The 21,976-nt window shown below is 62.1% G+C and carries 23 protein-coding genes; 12 read left to right on the forward strand and 11 right to left on the reverse strand.

What is annotated here, in order from left to right; translation table 11 throughout:
* Window positions 1–133 precede the first annotated feature (133 nt).
* The 5 genes from urtB (at window position 134) to NKH95_RS16285 (ending at window position 4,942) form a co-directional block, all read left to right on the forward strand.
* Window positions 134–1,750, forward strand: a complete 1,617-nt coding sequence (urtB, locus tag NKH95_RS16265) for an urea ABC transporter permease subunit UrtB (protein WP_352865755.1) — start codon at window positions 134–136, stop codon at window positions 1,748–1,750.
* Window positions 1,747–2,979: an urea ABC transporter permease subunit UrtC gene (gene urtC / locus NKH95_RS16270; protein ID WP_352865757.1), complete on the forward strand. Its 1,233-nt coding sequence runs from the start codon at window positions 1,747–1,749 to the stop codon at window positions 2,977–2,979. The genes urtB and urtC overlap by 4 nt, the downstream gene beginning before the upstream one ends.
* 6 nt (window positions 2,980–2,985) lie before the next feature.
* Window positions 2,986–3,732, forward strand: a complete 747-nt coding sequence (gene urtD / locus NKH95_RS16275) for an urea ABC transporter ATP-binding protein UrtD (protein ID WP_023813007.1) — start codon at window positions 2,986–2,988, stop codon at window positions 3,730–3,732.
* Window positions 3,733–3,801: 69 nt separating this feature from the next.
* A complete protein-coding gene (gene urtE, locus NKH95_RS16280) occupies window positions 3,802–4,497 on the forward strand; it encodes an urea ABC transporter ATP-binding subunit UrtE (RefSeq protein ID WP_023813006.1) in 696 nt (231 codons plus the stop codon).
* Between the two features lie 268 nt (window positions 4,498–4,765).
* On the forward strand, window positions 4,766–4,942 hold the full coding sequence (locus NKH95_RS16285; protein WP_023759335.1) for a hypothetical protein: 177 nt from the start codon (window positions 4,766–4,768) through the stop codon (window positions 4,940–4,942).
* Between the two features lie 137 nt (window positions 4,943–5,079).
* Here NKH95_RS16285 and NKH95_RS16290 read toward each other — a convergent pair whose 3' ends face one another.
* The 8 genes from NKH95_RS16290 to NKH95_RS16325 all read right to left on the reverse strand — a co-directional run bounded on the left by NKH95_RS16290 (window position 5,080) and on the right by NKH95_RS16325 (window position 13,160).
* On the reverse strand, window positions 5,080–6,231 hold the full coding sequence (locus NKH95_RS16290) for a GGDEF domain-containing protein (protein ID WP_352892045.1): 1,152 nt from the start codon (window positions 6,229–6,231) through the stop codon (window positions 5,080–5,082).
* A 115-nt stretch (window positions 6,232–6,346) separates the two neighbouring features.
* A complete protein-coding gene (locus tag NKH95_RS16295; protein ID WP_023813004.1) occupies window positions 6,347–7,168 on the reverse strand; it encodes a DUF72 domain-containing protein in 822 nt (273 codons plus the stop codon).
* Window positions 7,169–7,193: 25 nt separating this feature from the next.
* Entirely contained in the window at window positions 7,194–7,664 is a 471-nt protein-coding gene (locus NKH95_RS16300; protein WP_352892047.1) for a GNAT family N-acetyltransferase, read from the reverse strand.
* Between the two features lie 31 nt (window positions 7,665–7,695).
* Complete coding sequence (uvrA, locus tag NKH95_RS16305) at window positions 7,696–10,617, reverse strand: excinuclease ABC subunit UvrA (RefSeq protein WP_023813002.1); 2,922 nt, start codon at window positions 10,615–10,617, stop codon at window positions 7,696–7,698.
* 720 nt (window positions 10,618–11,337) lie between these two features.
* A complete protein-coding gene (locus NKH95_RS16310; protein ID WP_128303588.1) occupies window positions 11,338–11,634 on the reverse strand; it encodes a hypothetical protein in 297 nt (98 codons plus the stop codon).
* 88 nt (window positions 11,635–11,722) lie between these two features.
* A complete protein-coding gene (locus tag NKH95_RS16315) occupies window positions 11,723–12,328 on the reverse strand; it encodes an ATP-dependent Clp protease proteolytic subunit (RefSeq protein ID WP_128303589.1) in 606 nt (201 codons plus the stop codon).
* Between the two features lie 23 nt (window positions 12,329–12,351).
* Entirely contained in the window at window positions 12,352–12,849 is a 498-nt protein-coding gene (locus tag NKH95_RS16320) for an SRPBCC family protein (protein ID WP_352442594.1), read from the reverse strand.
* Window positions 12,846–13,160, reverse strand: coding sequence for an ArsR/SmtB family transcription factor (locus NKH95_RS16325; RefSeq protein WP_013531836.1), 315 nt, complete (start codon window positions 13,158–13,160; stop codon window positions 12,846–12,848). Before NKH95_RS16325 ends, NKH95_RS16320 begins: the two co-directional genes overlap by 4 nt.
* Window positions 13,161–13,386: 226 nt before the next feature.
* Here NKH95_RS16325 and NKH95_RS16330 point away from each other — a divergent pair, with 226 nt between their 5' ends.
* A complete protein-coding gene (locus NKH95_RS16330) occupies window positions 13,387–13,908 on the forward strand; it encodes a single-stranded DNA-binding protein (protein WP_127270744.1) in 522 nt (173 codons plus the stop codon).
* Window positions 13,909–14,025: 117 nt separating this feature from the next.
* Window positions 14,026–14,451 carry an OsmC family protein gene (locus tag NKH95_RS16335; protein WP_023812998.1) on the forward strand — a complete coding sequence of 142 codons (426 nt, stop codon included), beginning with the start codon at window positions 14,026–14,028 and terminating at the stop codon, window positions 14,449–14,451.
* Between the two features lie 27 nt (window positions 14,452–14,478).
* On the opposite strand, the gene NKH95_RS16340 is transcribed toward NKH95_RS16335, so the two are convergent.
* Window positions 14,479–15,108 (reverse strand): MarC family protein, encoded by a 630-nt coding sequence (locus NKH95_RS16340; protein WP_023670949.1) that lies wholly within the window; start codon window positions 15,106–15,108, stop codon window positions 14,479–14,481.
* Window positions 15,109–15,254: 146 nt separating this feature from the next.
* The gene (locus tag NKH95_RS16345) at window positions 15,255–15,785 is read right to left on the reverse strand and encodes a hypothetical protein (protein ID WP_352442595.1); all 531 of its coding nucleotides are present in this window, start codon (window positions 15,783–15,785) and stop codon (window positions 15,255–15,257) included.
* An 85-nt stretch (window positions 15,786–15,870) separates the two neighbouring features.
* Between NKH95_RS16345 and NKH95_RS16350 the strand changes: the two genes are divergently transcribed.
* A complete protein-coding gene (locus NKH95_RS16350; RefSeq protein WP_352774218.1) occupies window positions 15,871–16,713 on the forward strand; it encodes a helix-turn-helix transcriptional regulator in 843 nt (280 codons plus the stop codon).
* Between the two features lie 253 nt (window positions 16,714–16,966).
* Window positions 16,967–19,768: a DNA gyrase subunit A gene (gene gyrA, locus NKH95_RS16355; protein WP_352892050.1), complete on the forward strand. Its 2,802-nt coding sequence runs from the start codon at window positions 16,967–16,969 to the stop codon at window positions 19,766–19,768.
* 71 nt (window positions 19,769–19,839) lie between these two features.
* Here the strand turns inward: gyrA and NKH95_RS16360 are convergent, their stop codons facing one another.
* Entirely contained in the window at window positions 19,840–19,992 is a 153-nt protein-coding gene (locus NKH95_RS16360; protein WP_352553047.1) for a hypothetical protein, read from the reverse strand.
* Between the two features lie 322 nt (window positions 19,993–20,314).
* Between NKH95_RS16360 and coaD the strand changes: the two genes are divergently transcribed.
* The 3 genes from coaD to NKH95_RS16375 all read left to right on the forward strand — a co-directional run bounded on the left by coaD (window position 20,315) and on the right by NKH95_RS16375 (window position 21,973).
* The gene (gene coaD, locus NKH95_RS16365) at window positions 20,315–20,815 is read left to right on the forward strand and encodes a pantetheine-phosphate adenylyltransferase (protein ID WP_023812993.1); all 501 of its coding nucleotides are present in this window, start codon (window positions 20,315–20,317) and stop codon (window positions 20,813–20,815) included.
* A gap of 109 nt (window positions 20,816–20,924) precedes the next feature.
* Window positions 20,925–21,419 carry a peptidylprolyl isomerase gene (locus tag NKH95_RS16370; RefSeq protein ID WP_245273275.1) on the forward strand — a complete coding sequence of 165 codons (495 nt, stop codon included), beginning with the start codon at window positions 20,925–20,927 and terminating at the stop codon, window positions 21,417–21,419.
* A gap of 41 nt (window positions 21,420–21,460) precedes the next feature.
* The gene (locus NKH95_RS16375; RefSeq protein ID WP_352442597.1) at window positions 21,461–21,973 is read left to right on the forward strand and encodes a peptidylprolyl isomerase; all 513 of its coding nucleotides are present in this window, start codon (window positions 21,461–21,463) and stop codon (window positions 21,971–21,973) included.
* Window positions 21,974–21,976 lie beyond the last annotated feature (3 nt).

The raw sequence follows: 21,976 nt of genomic DNA on the forward strand, positions 1-21,976 counted from the left end.
CTTGTTTTTTTTTTATACAACGCCGGAAAAAACTACGCCCGCGCGGTCCAACCGGGGGACCGGGGGGGCCGGCGGCGCCTCTACCCCCGGGCTGCCAACGCCCACTTCAACCTTCAGGGGTTACCAGAAACCGATGAACCTGTTTCGTACGATTGGTTTGACGCTGTTGTTCCTGCTGGCGACGCTGTCGTCTTCGGGCGCCGGCCAAGCCGATCTGCGCGGCATCATCGCCAAATTCGCCACGGCCAAGGGCTTTTCCGAGATCGGAGCCGTCGTCCACGAACTGGCTGCCGCCGGCGATCCGGCTGTAGAGCGGCCGCTTGCGGCACTTGCCGACGGCAACCTGTATGTCCGCAAGGCTGATTCCCTGGTGTTTGTCGGCAAGGAAGCGGGCGAAAGCGTCCAGCTTTCCGACCCGTTGAGCGGCGAGGCATCGGGCGAGGCGGCCAAGGACGGCATCACCAAGGTCAAGGTCAACAACACGCTGCGTCGCGTCATCCGAGATGCGTTGGGCACGCTGACGCTTGGCGCCAAGGATCCGGCCGTGCGCATTGCCGCCGCCGACACCATGTTCAAGACGCCCGACGCCGCAAACATCGGACCGCTCGACACGGCAATCGCCAGTGAGAGCGTGGCAAGCGTCAAGGCGCTGCTCGAACAGGCTCGTGCCGCCTCCGTTCTGGTCTCCGACCGGCCTGAAGCCGACAAGCTCGCTGCCATCGCGCTGATCGGGGCGCGGGGCGACCGCGACGCGGTTTCGTTGCTCACGTCTGTCGAGGTGAATTCCACCGACGCGGTCAGGCAAGCGGCGACAGCCGCGATCGCCAACATCAATTCGACGCTGGCCTTCTGGGATGCCGGCCAGAACATCTGGTACGGCATTTCGCTGGGCTCGGTGCTGCTGCTGGCGGCAATCGGCCTTGCCATCACCTTCGGCGTCATGGGCGTCATCAACATGGCGCATGGCGAGATGGTCATGCTCGGCGCCTACACGACCTTCGTCGTCCAGCAGGTGATCCGCACCTCCTTTCCCGGCCTGTTCGACTGGTCGCTGGTCATTGCGCTGCCGCTGGCTTTCCTCGTCGCGGCCCTAGTCGGCCTGATCATCGAGCGCGGCGTCATCCGTTTCCTCTATGGCCGGCCGCTTGAAACGCTGCTGGCGACATGGGGCGTCTCGCTGATCCTGCAACAGGCCGTGCGTTCGATCTTCGGGCCGACCAACCAGGAGGTGGGCAACCCCTCGTGGATGTCGGGCTCGTTCAATGTCGGACAGTTGGCGATCACCTGGAACCGCCTGTGGATCCTGGTTTTCGCGCTCGCTGTCTTCGGCATCCTGCTCTACGTGATGAAGCGCACGCCCTGGGGCCTGCAGATGCGCGCCGTCACCGCCAACCGGCGCATGGCCGCCTCGATGGGCATCAGGACGCCATGGGTAGACGCGCTGACTTTCGCGCTCGGCTCCGGCATTGCAGGCATTGCCGGTGTCGCGCTCAGCCAGATCGACAATGTCTCGCCCAATCTCGGTCGCGGCTACATCATCGACAGCTTCATGGTCGTCGTCTTCGGCGGTGTCGGCAATCTGTGGGGCACGCTGGTCGGCGCCTTCTCGCTTGGCATCGTCAACAAGTTTCTCGAGCCCTATGCGGGCGCGGTGCTCGGCAAGATCGTCGTGCTGGTGCTGATCATCCTGTTCATCCAGAAGCGCCCGCGCGGCCTGTTCGCGCTCAAGGGCAGGGCGGTGGAAGCATGATCACGGGACGCTTCTTTGCCGCCGGCGCGGACCGCCGCATCGCCATCACGATCTTCATCCTGCTGGCGGTGGCCGTCATCGTGCCGTTGCTCAACCTTGCGGTGTCTCCCACCAGCGCCTTCTACGTCCCATCCTACATCGTCGCGCTCACCGGCAAATATCTTTGTTATGCGCTGCTCGCCTTGGCGCTCGATCTTGTCTGGGGCTATTGCGGCATTCTCTCGCTCGGCCACGGCGCCTTCTTCGCGCTCGGCGGCTATGCGATGGGCATGTATCTGATGCGCCAGATCGGCTCGCGCGGCGTCTACGGCAACCCCATCTTGCCCGACTTCATGGTGTTCCTGAACTACAAGGAATTGCCGTGGTTCTGGTATGGCTTCGACCATTTCTGGTTCGCCGGCCTCATGGTGCTGGCGGTGCCTGGCCTGCTGGCTTTCGTCTTCGGCTGGTTCGCCTTCCGCAGCCGCGTCACCGGCGTTTATCTCTCGATCATCACACAGGCGATGACGTACGCGCTGCTGCTTGCCTTTTTTCGCAACGACATGGGGTTCGGCGGCAACAACGGCCTGACCGATTTCAAGGATATTCTGGGCTTCAACGTGCAGGCCGACGCGACGCGCTCGGCGCTGTTTGCCGCCAGCGCCGTGATGCTCGCGCTAGCCGTCTTCGTCACCTGGGCGATCGTCGGCTCCAAATACGGCAAGCTCTTGATGGCTGTGCGCGATGCCGAGAGCCGCACGCGCTTCCTCGGCTGGCGGGCGGAGAACGTAAAACTGTTCGCCTTCACCGTCTCGGCCGTCATGGCCGGCATAGCCGGCGCGCTCTACGTGCCGCAGGTCGGCATCATCAATCCGGGTGAATTCGAGCCGGCCAATTCGATCGAGGTCGTTGTGTGGGCCGCCGTCGGCGGGCGCGGCACCATTGTCGGACCGATCATCGGTGCGTTGCTGGTCAATGCCGGCAAATCCTGGTTCACCGGCGTGCTGCCGGAATTCTGGCTGTTTGCCTTGGGTGGGCTGTTCGTCGCCGTCACGCTCTTGCTGCCCAAGGGCATCATCGGCATGTGGGACAGCTGGCGCGGCAACGCCAGGGCGTTGCGGGCAGCTTCCGTCGCCGAGGAAGCCGGTAGCGACCCCGACGTCCCGCCGCCGGCGAAAATCGTTCGCAGCGAGGCGAGAAAGCCCGGCGACTGGTCCGCCAGCAACCCCGAGCCGCAGCCGGCGGAGTGAGCGACCATGTCAAAATCGAACACGATCCTTTATCTCGACGGCGTCTCGGTCTCCTTCGACGGCTTTCGCGCCATCAACAATCTGTCGCTGGTGCTCGACAAGGGCGAGATGCGCGCCATCATCGGCCCCAACGGCGCCGGCAAGACGACGATGATGGACATCGTCACCGGCAAGACGCGGCCCGACGAAGGCGACGTGTTCTTCGACGGCCAGGTCGATCTGACCAAGCATGATGAGGCCGAGATCGCCATGATGGGTATCGGCCGCAAGTTTCAGAAGCCGACCGTGTTCGAAAGCCACACGATCGAGGAAAACCTGATGCTGGCGCTGAAGGGGCCGCGCTCGATCTTTCCGGCGCTGTTCCATCGCCGCTCGGCCGCCGAGACGCGGCAGATCGATGATATCCTCGGCATCATCCGGCTTGGCGACAAGCGTGACGAACTGGCGGCCAATCTGAGCCATGGGCAAAAGCAGTGGCTCGAGATCGGCATGCTCTTGGCGCAGGACCCGAAACTGCTTCTGGTCGACGAACCGGTCGCCGGCATGACCGATGCCGAGACCGAGGAAACCGCGCGGCTGCTCAAGGATATTGCCCGCGACCATTCGGTCATCGTCGTCGAGCACGACATGCATTTCGTGCGCGAGCTCGGCGTCAAGGTCACCTGCCTGCATGAGGGCTCGGTGCTGAGTGAGGGCACACTCGATTTCGTGTCGGCCGACGAGCGTGTCGTCGAAGTCTATCTGGGGAGATGAGCATGGTTTGGCGGGTGCAGTTCCATCGCTTCGATCTGTCGTTTCTGCGGTTCTGGAAAAGGCGCTGACATGCTCGAAGTTTCTAATGCCACGCTGCACTACGGCGCCGCCCAGGCGCTGCGCGGCGTGTCGCTGAAGGCGGGCGCCGGCAAGATCACCTGCGTGCTCGGCCGCAACGGCGTCGGCAAGACCAGTTTGATGAGATCGATCGTCGGCCATCACCGGCTGACGAGCGGAAGCGTTGCCTTCGAGGGGAAGGCGCTCGACCGGAGCGCGGCGTATGACCGCGCCCGGTCGGGCATCGCATTCGTACCGCAGGGCAGGGAGGTCTTTCCGCTGCTCACCGTGCGGGAGAACCTGGAATCAGGCTTTGCGCCGCTGAAACGGGCCGACCGCAACATTCCTGCACATGTCTTCGAATTGTTCCCGGTGCTGAAGCAGATGCTCGGCCGTCGCGGTGGCGATCTTTCCGGCGGCCAGCAGCAGCAGCTCGCCATCGGCAGGGCATTGGTGATGCGGCCGAAGCTGCTGGTGCTCGACGAGCCGACCGAAGGCATCCAGCCGTCGATCATCAAGGACATCGGCCGCGCCATCCGCTACCTGCGCGACCAAGCCGGCATCGCCGTGCTTTTGGTCGAACAATATCTCGATTTCTGCCGCGAACTCGCCGACGAGGTCAACATCATGGACCGGGGCGTGATCGTCCATACCGGTCCGGCGGAAGATCTGGACCGTGCCGATGTCCGGAAGTTCCTGACGGTGTAGAATCGCCGCCGCACTTCAGTTGACGATCCGAAGTCCTTGCCAAGTCCAATATTTCTCCGGCCCTGCATCAGCGTCTCTGGTGCATCGGCAACTGCGTGCTAGTCTTTTCCTAGGCTTTTGTGAGTCGGCCGCTTCCGTACCAGTCTGGTTTATCGCAGATCGAGGCCGCGGCTATCACCGGCAAGTCTCACGCAAGCAAGGCTTCCTAGCTTCTCTCCTGCGATCTTTGTCGTTCAACGCGTTTGGGCACACAGGCTAAGGGACAGCCATGGAACGTTACGTCGAGGACTACCAGAAGCGGCGGCTTACCGAGCGCGTCGATATCATCACTGCCATCAACATCTTGAAGTCCCAAGGCTACGGCCATGACGACCTGATCGAGGAGATCACCAAGGTCTTCTATGTCGACCTGGATGCATTCAATGAAATCGTGATGGCGGCGTAGAGCAATTCTGGGAAAGTGCGAAGCGCTTTCCCTGGATAATTGCATCAGGGTTAGAGCAGCTCGCCGTTTCCTTGAAACGGTGAAATGCTCTGGAAGTCGCACCGCTCATCGTGATCGTGGCTGCCACAGATGCGCGATCAGCCTGCGCGCCTGAACGGAGAGGCGGTGACGCGGTTGCGGCCACCGCGCTTGGCGTCGTAGAGCGCCTTGTCGGCGGTATTGAGCACCTTGTCGAAGCCGAGACCTTCCTTGGTGCCGAAAGCAAATCCGGCACTGACCGTGCATATCAGCGAGCCTGTCTCGGTTTCGATGCGGTGCGCGGCAAAAGCTGTCCGTATGGCCTCGGCGGTGGCCTCCACCGTTTCGGGCAAGGTCCGCTTCAGCACCAGCGCGAATTCTTCGCCGCCCATACGCGCGGCGACGTCGGCCGGGCGGAGATTGCCGGCGAGTTCCCGTGCAAATACCTTCAGCACCTCATCGCCGGCGGCGTGGCCGAATTCGTCGTTGACGGCCTTGAAGTTGTCGAGATCGAAGACGACCACCGCCGTGAAGGCGCCGACCGGCGCATCGCCGTGCAGGTCGAACAGGGCGCGGCGGTTGAGCAGGCCGGTCAGCGGGTCGGTCAGGGCATTGTGGCGGTGATGCCGGGCCAGACGTCCCTGGTTCAGGGCCAGGGAAAGCGCCCCGATCCCGGTCATGCTGGCGATGACGATGATGAGGCTCAGTTCCTCGGCCCAGTTGCTTGGCGCATGTCCAAGGACCAGCTTTCCATCCAAGGCTAGAACCATGGCGCAGAGAGCGAAGGATGCGGCCGTGGCGGAATAGAGCGCGGTGATACCGATCGTCAGGGCAGGAGCTTCGTCGCGGCCTTTCCAGTATTCGACCGCCGTTGCGAACAGAAGCAAGGCGGCGAAGGCATTTTCGAACATGAAGCCCAGCCCGTCATAGCCTAGAGCCATCGGAGGCAACGTCACGGCCAGCGAAATGGCGCTGCCAAGCACCGTTCGCGGCACTGGCGAGCCGCCGGTTCTGAACTGGTAGGCCGCGCCCAGCATTGTCGAGAAACCGAGCAGGAGGAAAGCCAGCGTGGCGATGCCGAGCAGGCGCCCGGGCATATCGATATAGGCGTCATAGACAAAAATATCGCCGACCACGAACACCAGACTGATCGCCCATGTCAGCAGGAATTTCTCCGAGCGAGCGGTCAGCCACATGCCAAACAATGTCAGGCTCAGGCAGGCAGCGGAAAAACCGACAGCCAGCAGAAGTGAAGTGTAGTCGAGCGACATGCCCCTCGTCCTTGCCCGCGGCGGCCCAAATCTGCGACTGGTTCGGCTGGATTCATGCAGCAAGGAGGTATCGATAAGGTTACGACGGTAGCGAAGATGCCATGATTCCGCTGCGTCAGGGCACCGGCTGACCCTGGTCCACTCGCTTCATCAGTGCCATGGCGCCGAACGGCGCGCGCACCTTGCCCTCGGTGATGAAGTAGACGAACACGTCGCGCGGCTTGACCGGCGCATCGGTGGCGGGGTCGGCGCGCCGCAGGTCGGCCGGCTGCTTGCCTTGCGCCCAAATCTTTACCCGCGCGGCCCATTCATCGAGGCCTTTCGGCGTGTAGCAGTCGGGATTGTCATCGCTGCCGGTCTGCAGCCGGGCGTAGACGAAATCACCGGTGACATCGGCGATGTCGGGATATTTGGCATGGTCGGCGTAAACGATCGCGGCCTTATATTTTCGGGCAAGTGCTGCGAATTCCGGCACGACAAAACTGTCGTTGCGGACTTCGAGCGCATGGCGCAGCCCAACGCCGTCCTGCTTTTCCGGCAGCAGTTTCAAAAAGGCTTCGAAATCGTCCGGATCGAATTTCTTGGTCGGCGCGAACTGCCACAGGATCGGCCCGAGCTTTTCACCGAGCGCGGCAACACCCGAGCCGAGGAAGCGCATCATCGATTCGCCGGCCTCGCCGAGCACGCGCCGGTTGGTGACGAAGCGGTTGCCCTTTAGCGAGTACACGAAACCGTCCGGCGCCTCGTTGGCCCATTTAACGAAGGTCGGCTCCTTGAAGCTGGAATAGTAAGTGCCGTTGACCTCGATGCTCGGCACCTGGCGAGTGGCGTAGTTCAGCTGCTTGGCCTTGGGAAGCTTGTCGGGATAGAAGGACGTATCCCAGGGCTCGAAGGTCCAGCCGCCCATGCCGGCGCGGATTGTTCCCGATGTGCTCATTGTCATCCTCCCAGTGCTGAAAAAATCAGGCCGCGGTGGTCTCATCGACGACTTTTGCCATGTCAACGAGCACCCATCCCGGCCGGTAGGGATTGGGCCGGCGACACGTTTCGTGGAAACCGTAGGCCAGATAGAGCGCGATGTTCCGCTCCATCCTGGCGTTGGTGTAAAGCCGCACCTCGGGCAAGCGCCACAGCCGCGTCTGTTCGTCCGCGTGTTTGAGCAACGCAATACCGAAGCCTTTGCCCTGAAAGTCAGGAGAGACCGCGACGGAGAAGATCATCGCGTGATCGTCGTGCCGTTCCAGTGTGAGTACTCCGGCAATTTCGCTGCCGCTTTCCAACACCCACACCTCGCCGCGCGCGATGCGCGGCGTATAGTCTTCGGTGACTGGGATCGGCGGTGCGCCTAACAGTGCAGTGTAAGGCGCATAGGCCGCTTCCGTCAGCGAGACGACAGTTTGGAGATCACCGGCAAGCGCTCTTCTGATTTTCATTCAAAAGCTCTCCAGGCGCCAACCGGTCCGATCACTCCGCCGCTTCGCGCTTGCCTCCGGGGCGCCGCTCCAGAAGCTCCTTGAGGAACTGGCCGGTGTAGCTGCGCTTCTCGCGCACGATTGCTTCCGGCGTGCCGGAGGCAACCAGTTCGCCGCCGCCGTCGCCGCCTTCGGGGCCGAGGTCGAGCACCCAGTCGGCGGTCTTGATCACTTCGAGATTGTGCTCGATGACCACCACCGTGTTGCCCTGGTCGACCAGTTCATGCAGCACTTCCAACAGCTTGGCGACGTCGTGGAAATGCAGCCCGGTGGTCGGCTCGTCGAGGATATAGAGCGTCTTGCCAGTTGCCTTGCGCGACAGTTCCTTGGCGAGCTTGATGCGCTGCGCCTCGCCGCCGGACAGCGTCGTCGCCTGCTGGCCGATGTGGATGTAGCCGAGGCCGACCTGCTTCAGCGTTTCGAGCTTGTCGCGCACGCCGGGCACGGCGGCGAAGAAGTCGACGCCTTCCTCGACCGTCATGTCGAGCACGTCGGCGATCGACTTGCCCTTGAACACGACGTCGAGGGTCTCTCTGTTGTAGCGCTTGCCGTGACAGACGTCGCAGGTGACGTAGACGTCGGGCAAAAAGTGCATCTCGATCTTGATGACGCCGTCGCCCTGGCAGGCCTCGCAGCGGCCGCCCTTCACGTTGAAGGAGAAGCGTCCCGGCTGGTAGCCGCGCGCCTTGGCTTCGGGCAGCCCAGCGAACCAGTCGCGGATCGGCGTGAAGGCGCCGGTATAGGTGGCGGGGTTCGAACGCGGTGTCCTGCCGATCGGCGACTGGTCGATGTCGATGACCTTGTCGAGGAATTCGAGACCCTCGATGCGGTCGTGTTCGGCCGGATGTTCGCGCGAGCCCATGATGCGGCGCGACGCGGCCTTGAACAGCGTCTCGATGAGGAAGGTCGACTTGCCGCCGCCCGACACGCCGGTCACGGCGGTGAAGGTGCCGAGCGGGATTTCTGCGGTGACGTTCTTCAAATTGTTGCCGCGCGCGCCGACGATTTTCAGGCGCCGGTTCTTCTTCGCCTCGCGCCTGACACCAGGCGTCGCCACTTCGAGCGCACCGGACAGGTATTTGCCGGTGATCGAATTGGGATTGGCCATGACCTGCTGCGGCGTGCCCTGGGCGATGATCTCGCCACCATGGATTCCGGCGGCCGGGCCCATGTCGACGACATAGTCGGCATGCAGGATGGCATCCTCGTCATGCTCGACGACGATCACCGTGTTGCCGATGTCGCGCAGATGCTTCAGCGTATCGAGCAGACGGGCATTGTCGCGCTGGTGCAGGCCGATCGATGGCTCGTCCAGCACATAGAGCACACCGGTAAGACCCGAGCCGATCTGCGACGCCAGCCGGATGCGCTGGCTCTCGCCGCCCGACAGCGTGCCGGAATTGCGCGACAGCGTCAGATAGTCGAGCCCGACATCGTTGAGGAAGCGCAGCCGCTCGCGGATCTCCTTCAAGACCCGCACCGCGATCTCGTTCTGCTTGTCGTTGAGCGACGCTGGCAGGTCGGTGAACCACTGGTCGGCCTTGCGGATGGAAAGCTCGGTGACTTCGCCGATGTGCTTGCCGGCGATTTTCACCGCCAGCGACTCGGGCTTCAGCCGATAGCCCTTGCAGACCGGGCAGGGCGTCGCCGACATGAAGCGCTCGATTTCTTCGCGCATCCAGGCGGATTCGGTCTCTTTCCAGCGCCGCTCGAGATTGGGAATGACGCCTTCAAAGGTCTTGGTGGTCTTGTAGGAGCGCAGGCCGTCATCATACTGGAAGGTGATTTCGCGCTCGCCCGTGCCGTGCAGGATGGCTTCCTTGGCCTCTTCGGACAAATCCTTGAACTTGTCGCCAAGCTTGAAGCCATAAGCCTTGCCCAGCGCTTCCAGCGTCTGCGCGTAATAGGGCGAGGTCGACTTCGCCCACGGGCTGACGGCGCCGTCGCGCAGCGAGATGTTCTCGTCCGGCACGATCAGATTGCCGTCGATGGCGCGCTGGCTGCCGAGACCGTCGCAGGTCGGGCAGGCGCCGAACGGGTTGTTGAACGAGAACAGCCGCGGTTCGATTTCCGGAATGGTGAAGCCGGAGACCGGGCAAGCGAACTTTTCCGAGAACAGGATGCGCTCATGCGTCTCGTTCTTCGACTTGTTGACCGAATCCTCGCCGGTCTGGCTGGCATCGAGCGGCTTGTCGGCGAATTCGGCGACCGCCAGCCCATCGGCCAGCTTCAGGGCGGTCTCGATGGAATCGGCAAGCCGCGTCGCCAGATCGCCGCGCACGACGATGCGGTCGACGACGACGTCGAGGTCATGCTTGTACTTCTTGTCCAGCGCCGGCACGTCGGCGATTTCGTAGAAGACGCCATCGACCTTGACGCGCTGAAAGCCCTTTTTTTGCAACTCCAGCAATTCCTTGCGGTATTCGCCTTTGCGGCCGCGCACCATCGGCGCCAGGATGAACAGCCGCGTGCCTTCCTCGACCGCCAGCACGCGGTCGACCATCTGCGAAACCGTCTGGCTCTCGATCGGCAGGCCGGTGGCCGGCGAATAGGGGATGCCGACGCGCGCAAAAAGCAGCCGCATATAGTCGTAGATCTCGGTGACGGTGCCGACGGTCGAACGCGGGTTCTTCGAGGTGGTCTTCTGCTCGATGGAGATGGCGGGCGACAGGCCGTCGATCTGGTCGACGTCAGGCTTCTGCATCATCTCAAGGAATTGCCGCGCGTAGGCCGACAGGCTTTCGACGTAGCGGCGCTGGCCTTCGGCATAGATCGTGTCGAAGGCAAGCGATGACTTGCCGGACCCCGACAGGCCGGTCATGACAATCAGGCTGTCACGCGGCAAGTCGAGATCGACATTCTTCAGATTGTGTTCGCGCGCCCCGCGAATGGAAAGATATTTATGGTCGGCCATAGCCGGTCGCCGCCTCAGAATCTGGAATTTCCTGGAATGGCGGGTTTTCCCGGCCATCCCCTATGTAGGTAGTTTTGCCGCCACGTCGAGAGACGCCACAATTCCCGACCAAAGCGTTTAACCGTCTTTCGCGTGAACGGGCAAGCGGAAAGAACAAAGGCCGAACACGCTCCTGACAAAGCTGTGCAAAAGCTGACCTGCACGTAACCTTCCGGCGATCACATTTTTCGGTAACCGGCTATTGATGGTTGACGCCACCAGCTGACGGGAGCAGTCTCCAGCAGTCAACGAAGACGGCCGTCTTTCGATGGCCTCGCCGCCCAAAGGCGGCCTGCGAGACGCCGCAGGCATTTGCGATTTGTGCTTCGTGACGACAACGTCGCAATGGACAAAGGAGCGGAGCTATGACGCCACCGGATCGTCCCATAGGGTTCCAGTTGTTACTGGAGCGGCGGCAGGCATAAGTGCCAGGGTTTAGCGTTTTCGCCACCCGACAAACCGTGACCTGCCATATCCCCGTAAAAATCAGAGACTGTTAGTCGGATCGTCGGTTGAACGCCGCGTTGCATCCGAAATCAAATGCCGGCAGTACACTCCCGGTAGAGATTGGATTTGAGATCCAAAAAGGCCCCGTCCGTTTGCGCAAAGCACGGCGGGGCCGTTTTCATGTGCGGATTGTCTGTTGGCGACAGGCGCAACGCAGCACGCGCCGACAGACTGTCAGTGGCGCGGCGGCCCGATCGAGCCGGCGCCGACATCGACGGTGATGCTGCCGGAAATCCTGACATCCGTATCGCCGATCTTGAACTGGCCGTTGCCGTTGCCGGGAAACGCGTCGTCGGGCTCCGGAGCCGGCTTGGCGATGCGGTAGTCACCGGTTACGCCGGGCAGGGCGCCTTTTTGCGTTGACGGCGAACTGTCTTCGGCAAGTGCCGCGCCGCTGATGAGGCCCGCAATGGCGAGCGCTACAACGGCGATGACGCGGTGCAATGATCTGGACTGATGAGTGTCGGTCATCCCAAGACTATAGTGGCGCGCCGCCGATGGAACCAGACCGGCATCGTCAAATCTTCGACAGCCGGACGGACTCCGATCCGGCCCTGGCTCACGCCGCCTTTTTTCGCGTGTCGAAAACATGGTCGACGATGCCCCATGCCTGGGCCTCGCGGGCGGTCATGAAGTGGTCGCGGTCCAGCGTGCGCTCGACCTCTTCATAGCTGCGGCCGCAATGCTGCGCGTAGAGTTCGGCCATGTGCCGTTTCGTCCGGCCGATGCGCTCGGCATGGCGCTGGATGTCGGAGGCCTGGCCCTGGAACCCGCCCAGCGGCTGATGCAGCAGGATGGTGGCGTTCGGCAGCGAGATCCGGCGCCCCGGTGCGCCTGCCATCAGCAGGAACGAGCCCATCGATGCGGCAAACCCCATGCATACGGTCGACACCGGGCAGCTGATGTATTGCATTGTGTCGTAGATGGCGAAGCCGCTGGTGACCACGCCGCCCGGCGAGTTGATGTAGAGCGAGATCTCCTTGTCGGGATTGTCCGATTCCAGCGACAGAAGCTGCGCGCAGACCAACGCCGAGATGTCGTCGTTGATCTCACCGTTGATGAAGACGATGCGCTCGCGCAGCAGTCGTGAAAAGATGTCGAAGGCGCGTTCGCCGCGGCTCGATTGCTCGATCACCATCGGAACCAGATTGGCAACACCGCTCATTGTCTCTCTCCGTCTGTTTGTTTTCAGGCCGCGCGCAGCAGGAGGCGAGGCGTGTTTGCGGCGATTGGCTTAGGTGACCTGTTTGCATCGAGCGAAAGCCGGCAGCCGGCGCCTGCCATGGCGACGGCAGGCATGGCCTTGCGGGCAAAGCCGTCATGGACGATGCGCAGATGCGTGCCGCCGGAAACGGTGCGCGCAAGCGTAAAAGTGACGGTACTGTCAAGCGGATCCTGCCGCGCGCCATCGCCTGGCTGCGAGCGCTCCCGCCAGGAATAGCGCAACAGGCGTTCGGGCTCGGCGTCGAGGATTTCGCAATCGATCGGCGCATCCGGTCCGGCGAGGGCAAAACGGTTGCCCATCTCGGGTCTGATGTCGTTCGGCATCATCCAGGCGGCGAGCAATTCCGGTACGGTCAGGGCCCGCCAGACCTTTTCCGGCGGCTCGGCAAGCTCGTACTCGAACTCGAGCGCATCCGCGGCGTCGCTTTGGCCCGCGTTGGTCGTTGATCCCGCCTTCTTCATTGATCCATGTCCTTCAAAACCGCCTTCAGCCTTTCGATGCGCTCCGGCCAGAAGGTCCGGTAGCGTTCGATCCAGGAGAGCAAGGGGGCGAGCCCCTGCGGATCGGCGCGGTAATAGGCGTTGCGGCCGGCTCGCCGCTCGACCACCAGCCCGGCCCCACGCAGCACCGCCAGATGCTGCGACACCGCGGGCTGCGACACCGTCATCCCGGTGCGCAATTCCGACACGCTCATCTCGCCGGCGGCCAGCCGCTCAAAGACGGCGCGGCGCGTCGGGTCGGCCAGTGCCCGGAAAATCTCTGCTTCGATCATGCCAAAAGCATAAGTGAATACTTATTGATTTGGCAAGCGGTCTTTTCAAACCCATATGAGCGGCTTCGGCATTGCTGCCATTCCTTGACAATAAGCAGCGATGCGGATAAGAACGAAAAGGGAACAAAAACCTTGTGGGTAAAGGCAGCCATGGCAAGCGGCGATCGCCTGCAGCCTGTAAGGTGCTGCGACAAAAATTTGTTTCGGATGAGCGCGGAGAAATATCATGGCGGGTAGCGTCAACAAGGTCATTCTGGTCGGCAATCTCGGCGCGGATCCCGAAATCCGTCGCCTGAATTCGGGTGAACCGGTCGTCAACATCCGCATCGCCACATCGGAAAGCTGGCGCGACAAGAATTCCGGCGAACGCAAGGAAAAAACCGAGTGGCACAACGTCGTCATCTTCAATGAGGGCATCGCCAAGGTGGCGGAGCAGTATCTGAAGAAGGGCATGAAGGTCTATGTCGAGGGCCAGTTGCAGACGCGCAAATGGCAGGACCAGACCGGTGCCGACAAGTACACGACGGAAGTCGTGCTGCAGAAATTCCGCGGTGAGCTGCAGATGCTCGACGCACGCGGACAGGGCGAGGGCGGTCAGGTCGGCGGCTATACCGGTGGCGGCAGCAGCCGTGGTTCCGATTTCGGTCAGTCCAGCCCGAGCGAAGGCTTCAATCGCGGCGGCGGCGGTGCCAAGAGCGGCGGCGGTGGCGGTTCGTCGCGCGAATTGGATGACGAAATCCCGTTCTGATCGCAACAGTTATGTCAGACACAGTGCCCCGAGAGTCATTCATGGACTTTCGGGGTTTTGCATCGTGATTGAGGCTGACCGGGCCGATCAAGGAAATACGGTGAAAGGACGAGTTCGGTGAAAGCACGCGTAAAGTGGGTCGAGGAGCGCACCTTCGTCGGGGAATCCGGCAGCGGTCACAAGGTCGTGCTCGGAACAGCGCACGGATCGGAAGGCAAGACGCCGGGTCCAAGCCCGATGGAGCTGGTGCTGATCGGCACCGGTGGCTGTTCGGCCTATGATGTCGTGCATATCCTCGAAAAAGGCCGCGAGGCGGTCGAGGACTGCGTCGTCGAACTCGACTCCGACCGGGCCGAAACCGAGCCCAGGGTTTTTACACGCATCCATATGCATTTCGTCGTCAAGGGCAGGGCACTCTCCAGCGACAAGGTGAAACGCGCGATCGACCTTTCGATCGAAAAATATTGCTCGGCGTCTGCGATGCTGGCCAAGACCGCGACGATTACCCACGATTTCGAAGTGATCGACACGACGGTGAAATAGGGCCGGCTTCGGCGGCAGCTCGTCGCGTTACCCCGCCATCAGCGCCTTGATGCCGTCGGCCACGAATTGCACGGCCAGTGCCGCCAGGATGACGCCAAGCAGCCGGGTCAGGATCGAACGACCAGTCTGGCCGAGGATGCGGTCGATGCGTTCCGACAGCACGAACACCAGATAGGTGATGGCGAGGCAGACGAAGATGATGCCGACCAGGGCTGCCTGCGCGGCAAATCCCTGAAATGAACCGGAAAGCAGCACCGTCGCCGAAATCGCGCCGGGGCCGGCGATCAGCGGGATCGCCAGCGGGAAGGCGGCGATGTTGTGGATCATGTCCTTGGTGATGGCGACGTCGCCGATCTTCTCCTTACGGTCCTGCCGGCGCTCGAACACCATCTCGAAGGCGATGAAGAACAGCAGGAAACCGCCGGCGACGCGGAAGGCCGGCAACGTTATGCCGAACACCGACAGGATCGATGCGCCGGCAACTGCAAACAACGCCATCACCAGGAAGCCGATGATCGAGGCACGGACGGAAACCTGCTGGCGCTCCTCGCGGTTCATGCCGCGCGTTACGGCCAGGAACAGCGGCGCCAGGCCAGGCGGATCGATGGTCACGAGAATGGTGACGAAGGCGTTGAACAGGCTGTCGAAACTCGGCATCTCTGACCCTCCCGCCGGGCCGTGCCCGGACAGAATATTGGTAGAGCAAAGCCCGGTCGGTGGGAACTGTCAGCGGGAAAGTGGTTGATGCCGGCGCAAAGGATCGCGACGCTTTTATTCTGGGCTGCTGCTGCATTCCTCGGCGATCAAACCTCTCGGCGCGCCAGGAACTCGACTTCCAGCCGCCATGTCGCGCCATTGTCTTGCGAGCGTTCGCCCAGCCATCGGAAGGAGTTTTCGGTGATGCGTGAAAAGCTCCAGCGTACTGAACTGCCGGTGCCGTCGGCGCCCACTTGCATGATCGTGTCGCCCTCGGCGCGACCGAGCTGGCGGCTGTAATACTGGTTGCGCGGATCGCTCCAGAAGATGTGCCAGGCATCCGCGCCGGGGTCGTAGACGCGCAACGTCGTGCCGTAGAACGTCCAGGCGCCGAGCGAAGGCGAAGGGCCGGCGTCGCGCGCGGGCAGGATCCAGACGTCCTGGATCGCCCGGCCTTCGAGCGCCCAGCCGAAATGCACCTCGCCACGCCCGGTCAGCACCGTGCCGTCCTCGAGATGGCGCGAGGCGTCGAACGCCCAGGCGCCGGCGAAGCGCCCGTAAAGGTTCAGCTTTTCGGCGAGTCCGTCGATAGGTCCGGGGCTGTGCAAGGCTTCGGCAAAGGAGGATTGGTCAAACATGGTTCAGCTCTCTTCTTGTCAGGAGACCGGGAAGGGTAGGCGGTGAAGGGGTTCTGGGCTTGGGAAAAATTGCTATATTTCGGCCATGACAGCGACCACACATATTCTCGCCTCCGGACCTGGCTGGCACGTGACGGATGTCATCTGCACGGCCGGTGCCGGCGACCGGCCGTTCGAGGAAGCACATCAGGATTTCTGCGTGGCTGCCGTCACCAGCGGCACGTTCCGCTACCGTGCGCAACAAGGCACGGCGATGCTGGCGCCCGGCGCGCTCCTGCTCGGCAATCCCGGCACATGCTACGAATGCGGGCATGAGCATGGCGGCGGCGACCGTTGCCTGTCGTTTCATTTCGGACCGTCTTACATGGAGCGGGTCGTGGCCGGCGTGCCGGGCGCCAGGAAGCTGGCCTTCGCCACGCCGCGCCTGCCGCCTTTGCCGGTGCTGGCGCCACTGCTGGCCGAGGCGGAAGCCGCGCGCGAGACTGCTGACATGGATGCCTTCGAGGAACTTTCCCTGCGCATGGCCGGTGCCGCCGCGACGATTGCCACCGGAGCCACGCATGTCAGGCGCGCGCCGAGCCGCCGCGATCAGAAACGGGTGGCCGAAGTGGTGCGGCGGATAGAGTTGGATGCCGACGGGCCGGTCTCGCTTTCAGCGCTTGCGGATGAGACTGCGACCAGTCCTTACCATTTCCTGCGCATCTTCCGGCAGGTCGCGGGCATGACGCCCTATCAGTTCTTGCTCAAGACGCGGCTGCACAGGGCAGCGGTGCGGCTGCAGATGTCGGATGATGCGGTCTCGGCGATCGCCTTCGGGGCCGGCTTCAACGACCTGTCGACCTTCAACCGCCGGTTTCGTCGTGTCATGGGCGAAACGCCCGGTAAGTATCGCGCCCGCCGTGGCGCTATGGGCCTTCGCGTCTCGTGAATCGGCTCAGGTGCTCGCAAGGGCAGCCACAGGGTCCAATCCATCGCGCTCGTGGCTTTTGCTCGGGGAAAACGTCCATTGCAGGCTTTTGCGTCGATGGCGGCGAAACCGCCTTGGCCATATCGTCGCAATCAGTGGTATCCATTTGAAATTACCACCAAAAATGACACTGGAAAAGTGCTGGGAATGTTGGAGTTTCGGGCTTGCTTCCTATATAAGCACCAAGTGATTCCTGATTAGATTGTGATCCGATTTGACCGACCAGAAGACACCGCGCGGCGCCGACGGCGGCCCCACCGGCATCGAGCCGATATCCATCGTCGAGGAGATGCAGCGCTCCTATCTCGATTACGCCATGAGCGTCATCGTCAGCCGTGCGCTGCCGGACGTGCGCGACGGCCTCAAGCCGGTGCATCGCCGCATTCTCTTCGCCGCCCATGAGAGCGGTTACCACTGGAACCGCAAATATGTGAAGTCGGCGCGTCCTGTCGCCGACGTGATGGGTAAATACCATCCGCATGGCGACGCCTCCATCTATGATGCCTTGGTGCGCATGGCACAGGACTGGTCGCTGCGCGTTCCGTTGATCGACGGGCAGGGCAATTTCGGCTCGATCGACGGCGATCCGCCTGCGGCGATGCGCTACACGGAAGCGCGCCTGACCAAGGTCGCGCACGAGCTCCTGGAGGATATCGACAAGGATACCGTCGATTTCCAGGACACTTATGACGCGTCGGGCAGCGAACCGAAGGTTCTGCCGGCACGGTTTCCCAACCTTTTGGTCAACGGCTCGGGCGGCATCGCCGTCGGCATGGCGACCAACATCCCGCCGCACAATCTCAGCGAAATCTGCAACGGCGCCATTGCCCTAATCGACAATCCGGCGATCGACCTGCCGGCGTTGATGGAGATCATTCCGGGACCGGATTTCCCGACCGGCGGCATCGTGCTTGGCCGTTCGGGCATCTACAACGCCTATTCGACCGGCCGTGGCTCCATCGTCATGCGCGGCAAGGTCAACATCGAACAGCGCGGCAATGACCGCGAGTCGATCATCATCACCGAAGTTCCCTACCAGGTGAACAAGTCGTCGATGATCGAGAAGATGGCTGAACTGGTGCGCGACAAGCGCATCGAGGGCATTTCCGATATCCGCGACGAGAGCGACCGCCAGGGCTACCGCGTCGTCATCGAGTTGAAGCGCGACGCCGTTGCCGACGTCATCCTCAACCAGCTCTATCGCTTCACGCCGCTGCAGACCTCTTTCGGCGCCAATATGGTGGCACTGAATGGCGGCAAACCGGAAGTGATGAACCTGACCGATATGCTGAAGGCGTTCGTCGCCTTCCGCGAGGAGGTGATCACAAGGCGGACAAAATTCCTGCTGCGCAAGGCGCGCGACCGCGCCCATGTGCTGGTCGGTCTCGCCATCGCCGTCGCCAATATCGACGAGATCATCAAGCTGATCCGCACCGCTCCGGATCCGCAGACAGCGCGTGAGCAGTTGATGGAGCGGCGCTGGCCCTCTGGCGACGTGGAATCTCTGATCCTCCTGATCGATGACCCGCGTCATCGGATCAATGAAGACGGCACCTACAATCTGTCAGAGGAACAGGCGCGCGCCATCCTCGAACTGCGCCTGCAGCGCCTGACCGCGCTCGGCCGCGACGAGATCGCCGACGAGTTGAACACGATCGGCGCTGAAATCATTGATTATCTGGACATTTTGTCGTCCCGAGCGCGTGTCCAGAAGATCGTCAAGGACGAGCTTGCCGCCGTGCGCGACGAGTTCGGCACGCCGCGCCGCACCGAACTCTCGGAAGGCGGTTCGGACATGGAAGACGAAGACCTGATCCAGCGCGAGGACATGGTCGTGACGGTGAGCCATTCCGGCTACATCAAGCGCGTGCCGTTGTCGCTCTACCGGGCGCAGCGCCGCGGCGGCAAGGGCCGCTCGGGCATGTCGACCAAGGAAGAGGATTTCGTCACCCGGCTGTTCGTCGCCAACACCCATACGCCGGTGCTGTTCTTCTCCTCGCGCGGCATCGTCTACAAGGAAAAGGTCTGGCGGCTGCCGATCGGCAACCCGCAGTCACGCGGCAAGGCGCTGATCAACATGCTGCCGCTGGAGCAGGGCGAGCGCATCACCACCATCATGCCGCTGCCCGAGGACGAGGCCAGCTGGGGCGAACTCTACGTGATGTTCGCCACCACACGTGGCACCGTGCGCCGCAACGATCTATCCGACTTCGTCCAGGTCAACCGCAACGGCAAGATCGCCATGAAGCTGGAGGAAGAAGGCGACGAGATCCTCGGCGTCGAGACCTGCACCGACAAGGACGACGTGCTGCTGACCGCCAGTTCCGGCCAGTGCATACGCTTCTCCGTCGGCGACGTGCGCGTCTTCCAGAGCCGCAATTCGGTCGGCGTGCGCGGCATAACCATGGCCGAGACCGACCGCATCATCTCGATGTCGGTGATAGAGCATGTCGATGCTTCGCCAGCGGAACGCGCCGCTTACCTGAAGCGCGCGGCGGCGGAGCGGCGTCTTGCCACAGAAACGGCCGGCGAAGAGGAAGAGATCGCGCTGACCAATGAGGAGATCGGCGAGGAGACGGAGCTTTCCGAAAGCCGATACGAAGAGCTCAAGGCGCACGAACAATACGTGCTGACGGTGACCGAATTCGGCTACGGCAAGCGTTCGTCGTCCTATGATTTCCGGCTGACTGGACGCGGCGGCAAAGGCATCCGCGCCACCGACGTGTCGAAGGCAGCCGAGATTGGCAGGCTGGTGGCGACGTTCCCGGTCGGCAATGACGACCAGATCATGCTGGTGTCGGACGGCGGCACCGTCATCCGGGTGCCGGTCAACGGCATCCGTTTCGCCAGCCGCGCCACCAAGGGCGTGACCATCTTCAACACGGCTGAAGGCGAAAAGGTGGTTTCGGTCGAGCGGATATCGGAACCGCAAGCGGACGAGGAAAGCGATGAGACGATCGAGGGCGGTGCCGACGCCGCTCCGGCGCCTGACGCCGGTCCAGACGGTGCGGACTAAGTCCGGAACCCAGGGTTTTTGACATAGCAACGCCGGCCAGTTGGCCGGCGCGGCAGCAAGTTCAGGCTTTATCAGTAGTGACGATATGGCTTGCGCGGGCCGAAGCCTTCGAAGCGCTTGGTGTTTGCCTTGACGCGGATGCGTTGTGCCTCGTGATGCAGCCCAAAGACGGTGGCGATCAGCATGGCGACGGTCATTGCGGTGGCGAGCATGTAGATCAGCATGTGCGTGTTCTCCTGCGCCTAACAACGGATAGATGGGATTTTGGTTTCATCTTATTAAGGTGCAACCTAGTGAACGCTGCGTGAAGGCTTCGTGATCAGCGTGTTCATCTGTCGTTCATGTGCCGGAAAAGGTTCATGGCCGGCGCGCCGATCGGATTTGCCTTTGCGAGAGAGGCTCGCTAGAGCCTGTTCCATCTTGATGGACGGAAGATGGAACAGGCTCTAGCTTTCATTTGAGCATGATCTCTAGGACAAACGAAAAACCGTTTGTCCGCAAAAACCGGTTTCCACTTTTTGGGATCATGCATTAGAAGCACCAGCCATGACTGAACGCATCGCCCTCTATGCCGGCTCCTTCGACCCGCTGACCAACGGCCATCTCGATGTGCTGAAGGCCTCGCTGGCCGTGGCCGATATCGTTTATGCGGCGATCGGCATCCATCCGGGCAAGCAGCCGCTGTTTTCCTTCGAGGAGCGGGTGAAGCTGATCGAGACGGCGACGAAGACGGAATTCGGCAGCGATGGTGCCCGCATCAAGGTCGTCGCCTTCGACGGGCTGGTCATCGACGCCGCCAGGAAGCACGGCGCCTCGATCATGATCCGCGGCCTGCGCGACGGCACCGACCTCGACTATGAGATGCAGATGGCCGGCATGAACGAGACCATGGCGCCTGAACTGCAGACGGTTTTTCTGCCCGCCAGTCCTTCGGTACGCACCATTACCGCCACACTTGTCCGCCAGATTGCCTCGATGGGCGGCGACATTCGCCCCTTCGTGCCGGCGGCGGTTGCCGGCGCGCTCACAGCCAAGTTCAAGAAGTAAGTTTTCGGAGAAAACCATGCAGCTGAAAAAGCTAGCCTCGTTCCTTGTCGTGCTCGCCGGTCTTGTGGCTGCGTCGGTCTCGGCTTTCGCCGCCGACCCGGAAAACACAATGATCATCACGCTGAAGGACGGCGACGTCACCATTGCGCTGAGGCCCGATCTGGCGCCAAAGCATGTCGAGCAGATCAAGAAGCTGGTGCGCCAAGGCGCCTATGACAACGTCGCCTTCCACCGCGTCATCGACGGCTTCATGGCGCAGACCGGCGACGTCAAGTTCGGCAATATGAAAAAGGGTTTCAGCGCCGAGGCCGTTGGCACCGGCGGTTCCGACCTGCCCGACCTGCCCGCCGAATTCTCACAGACCGAACATTATAAGCGCGGCGTGGTCGGTATGGCCCGCTCGCAGGACCCCAATTCGGCCAATTCGCAGTTCTTCATCATGTTCGCTCCGGCACCGCCCCTCGATGGCCAGTACACGATCGTCGGCAATGTCGTCAGCGGCATGGAACTGGTGGATCACATCAAGAAGGGCGACCAGGCGGACAACGGCACGGTCACCGATCCCGACCGGATGATCAAGGTGCGCATCGCCGCCGACAAGTAAATTGTCGAATAACTCTGTTTTTCTGAAAAAGGATATCTGACATGGCCGAAATCAAGGACCGCGAGAACGCGCTCATCATGGAAACGACCAAGGGCAATGTGGTCATCGAACTTTTCCCCGACCTGGCGCCGGGCCATGTCGCCCGCATCAAGGAACTGGCCAGGGAAGGCGCCTATGACGGCGTGGTCTTCCACCGCGTTATCGAGGGTTTCATGGCGCAGACCGGCGACGTCAAGTTCGGCAATTCCAGCAAGCCTTCCTTCGCGCCGTCCCGCGCGGGCATGGGCGGCTCTGAAAAGCCGGATTTGAAGGCTGAATTCTCCAACGCCAACCATGCTCGCGGCACCTGCTCGATGGCCCGTTCGCAGAACCCGAACTCGGCCAATTCGCAGTTCTTCATCTGCTTCGACGATGCCGCCTTCCTCAATCGTCAGTACACGGTCTGGGGCCAGGTCATCGAAGGCATGGACAATGTCGACAAGATCAAGCGCGGCGAGCCGGTGCAGGATCCCGACAAGATCGTCTCGCTGAAGGTCGCGGCCGACGTCAAGTAAGGG

Source organism: Mesorhizobium sp. M0848, assembly GCF_040319805.1.
Taxonomy (GTDB): domain Bacteria; phylum Pseudomonadota; class Alphaproteobacteria; order Rhizobiales; family Rhizobiaceae; genus Mesorhizobium.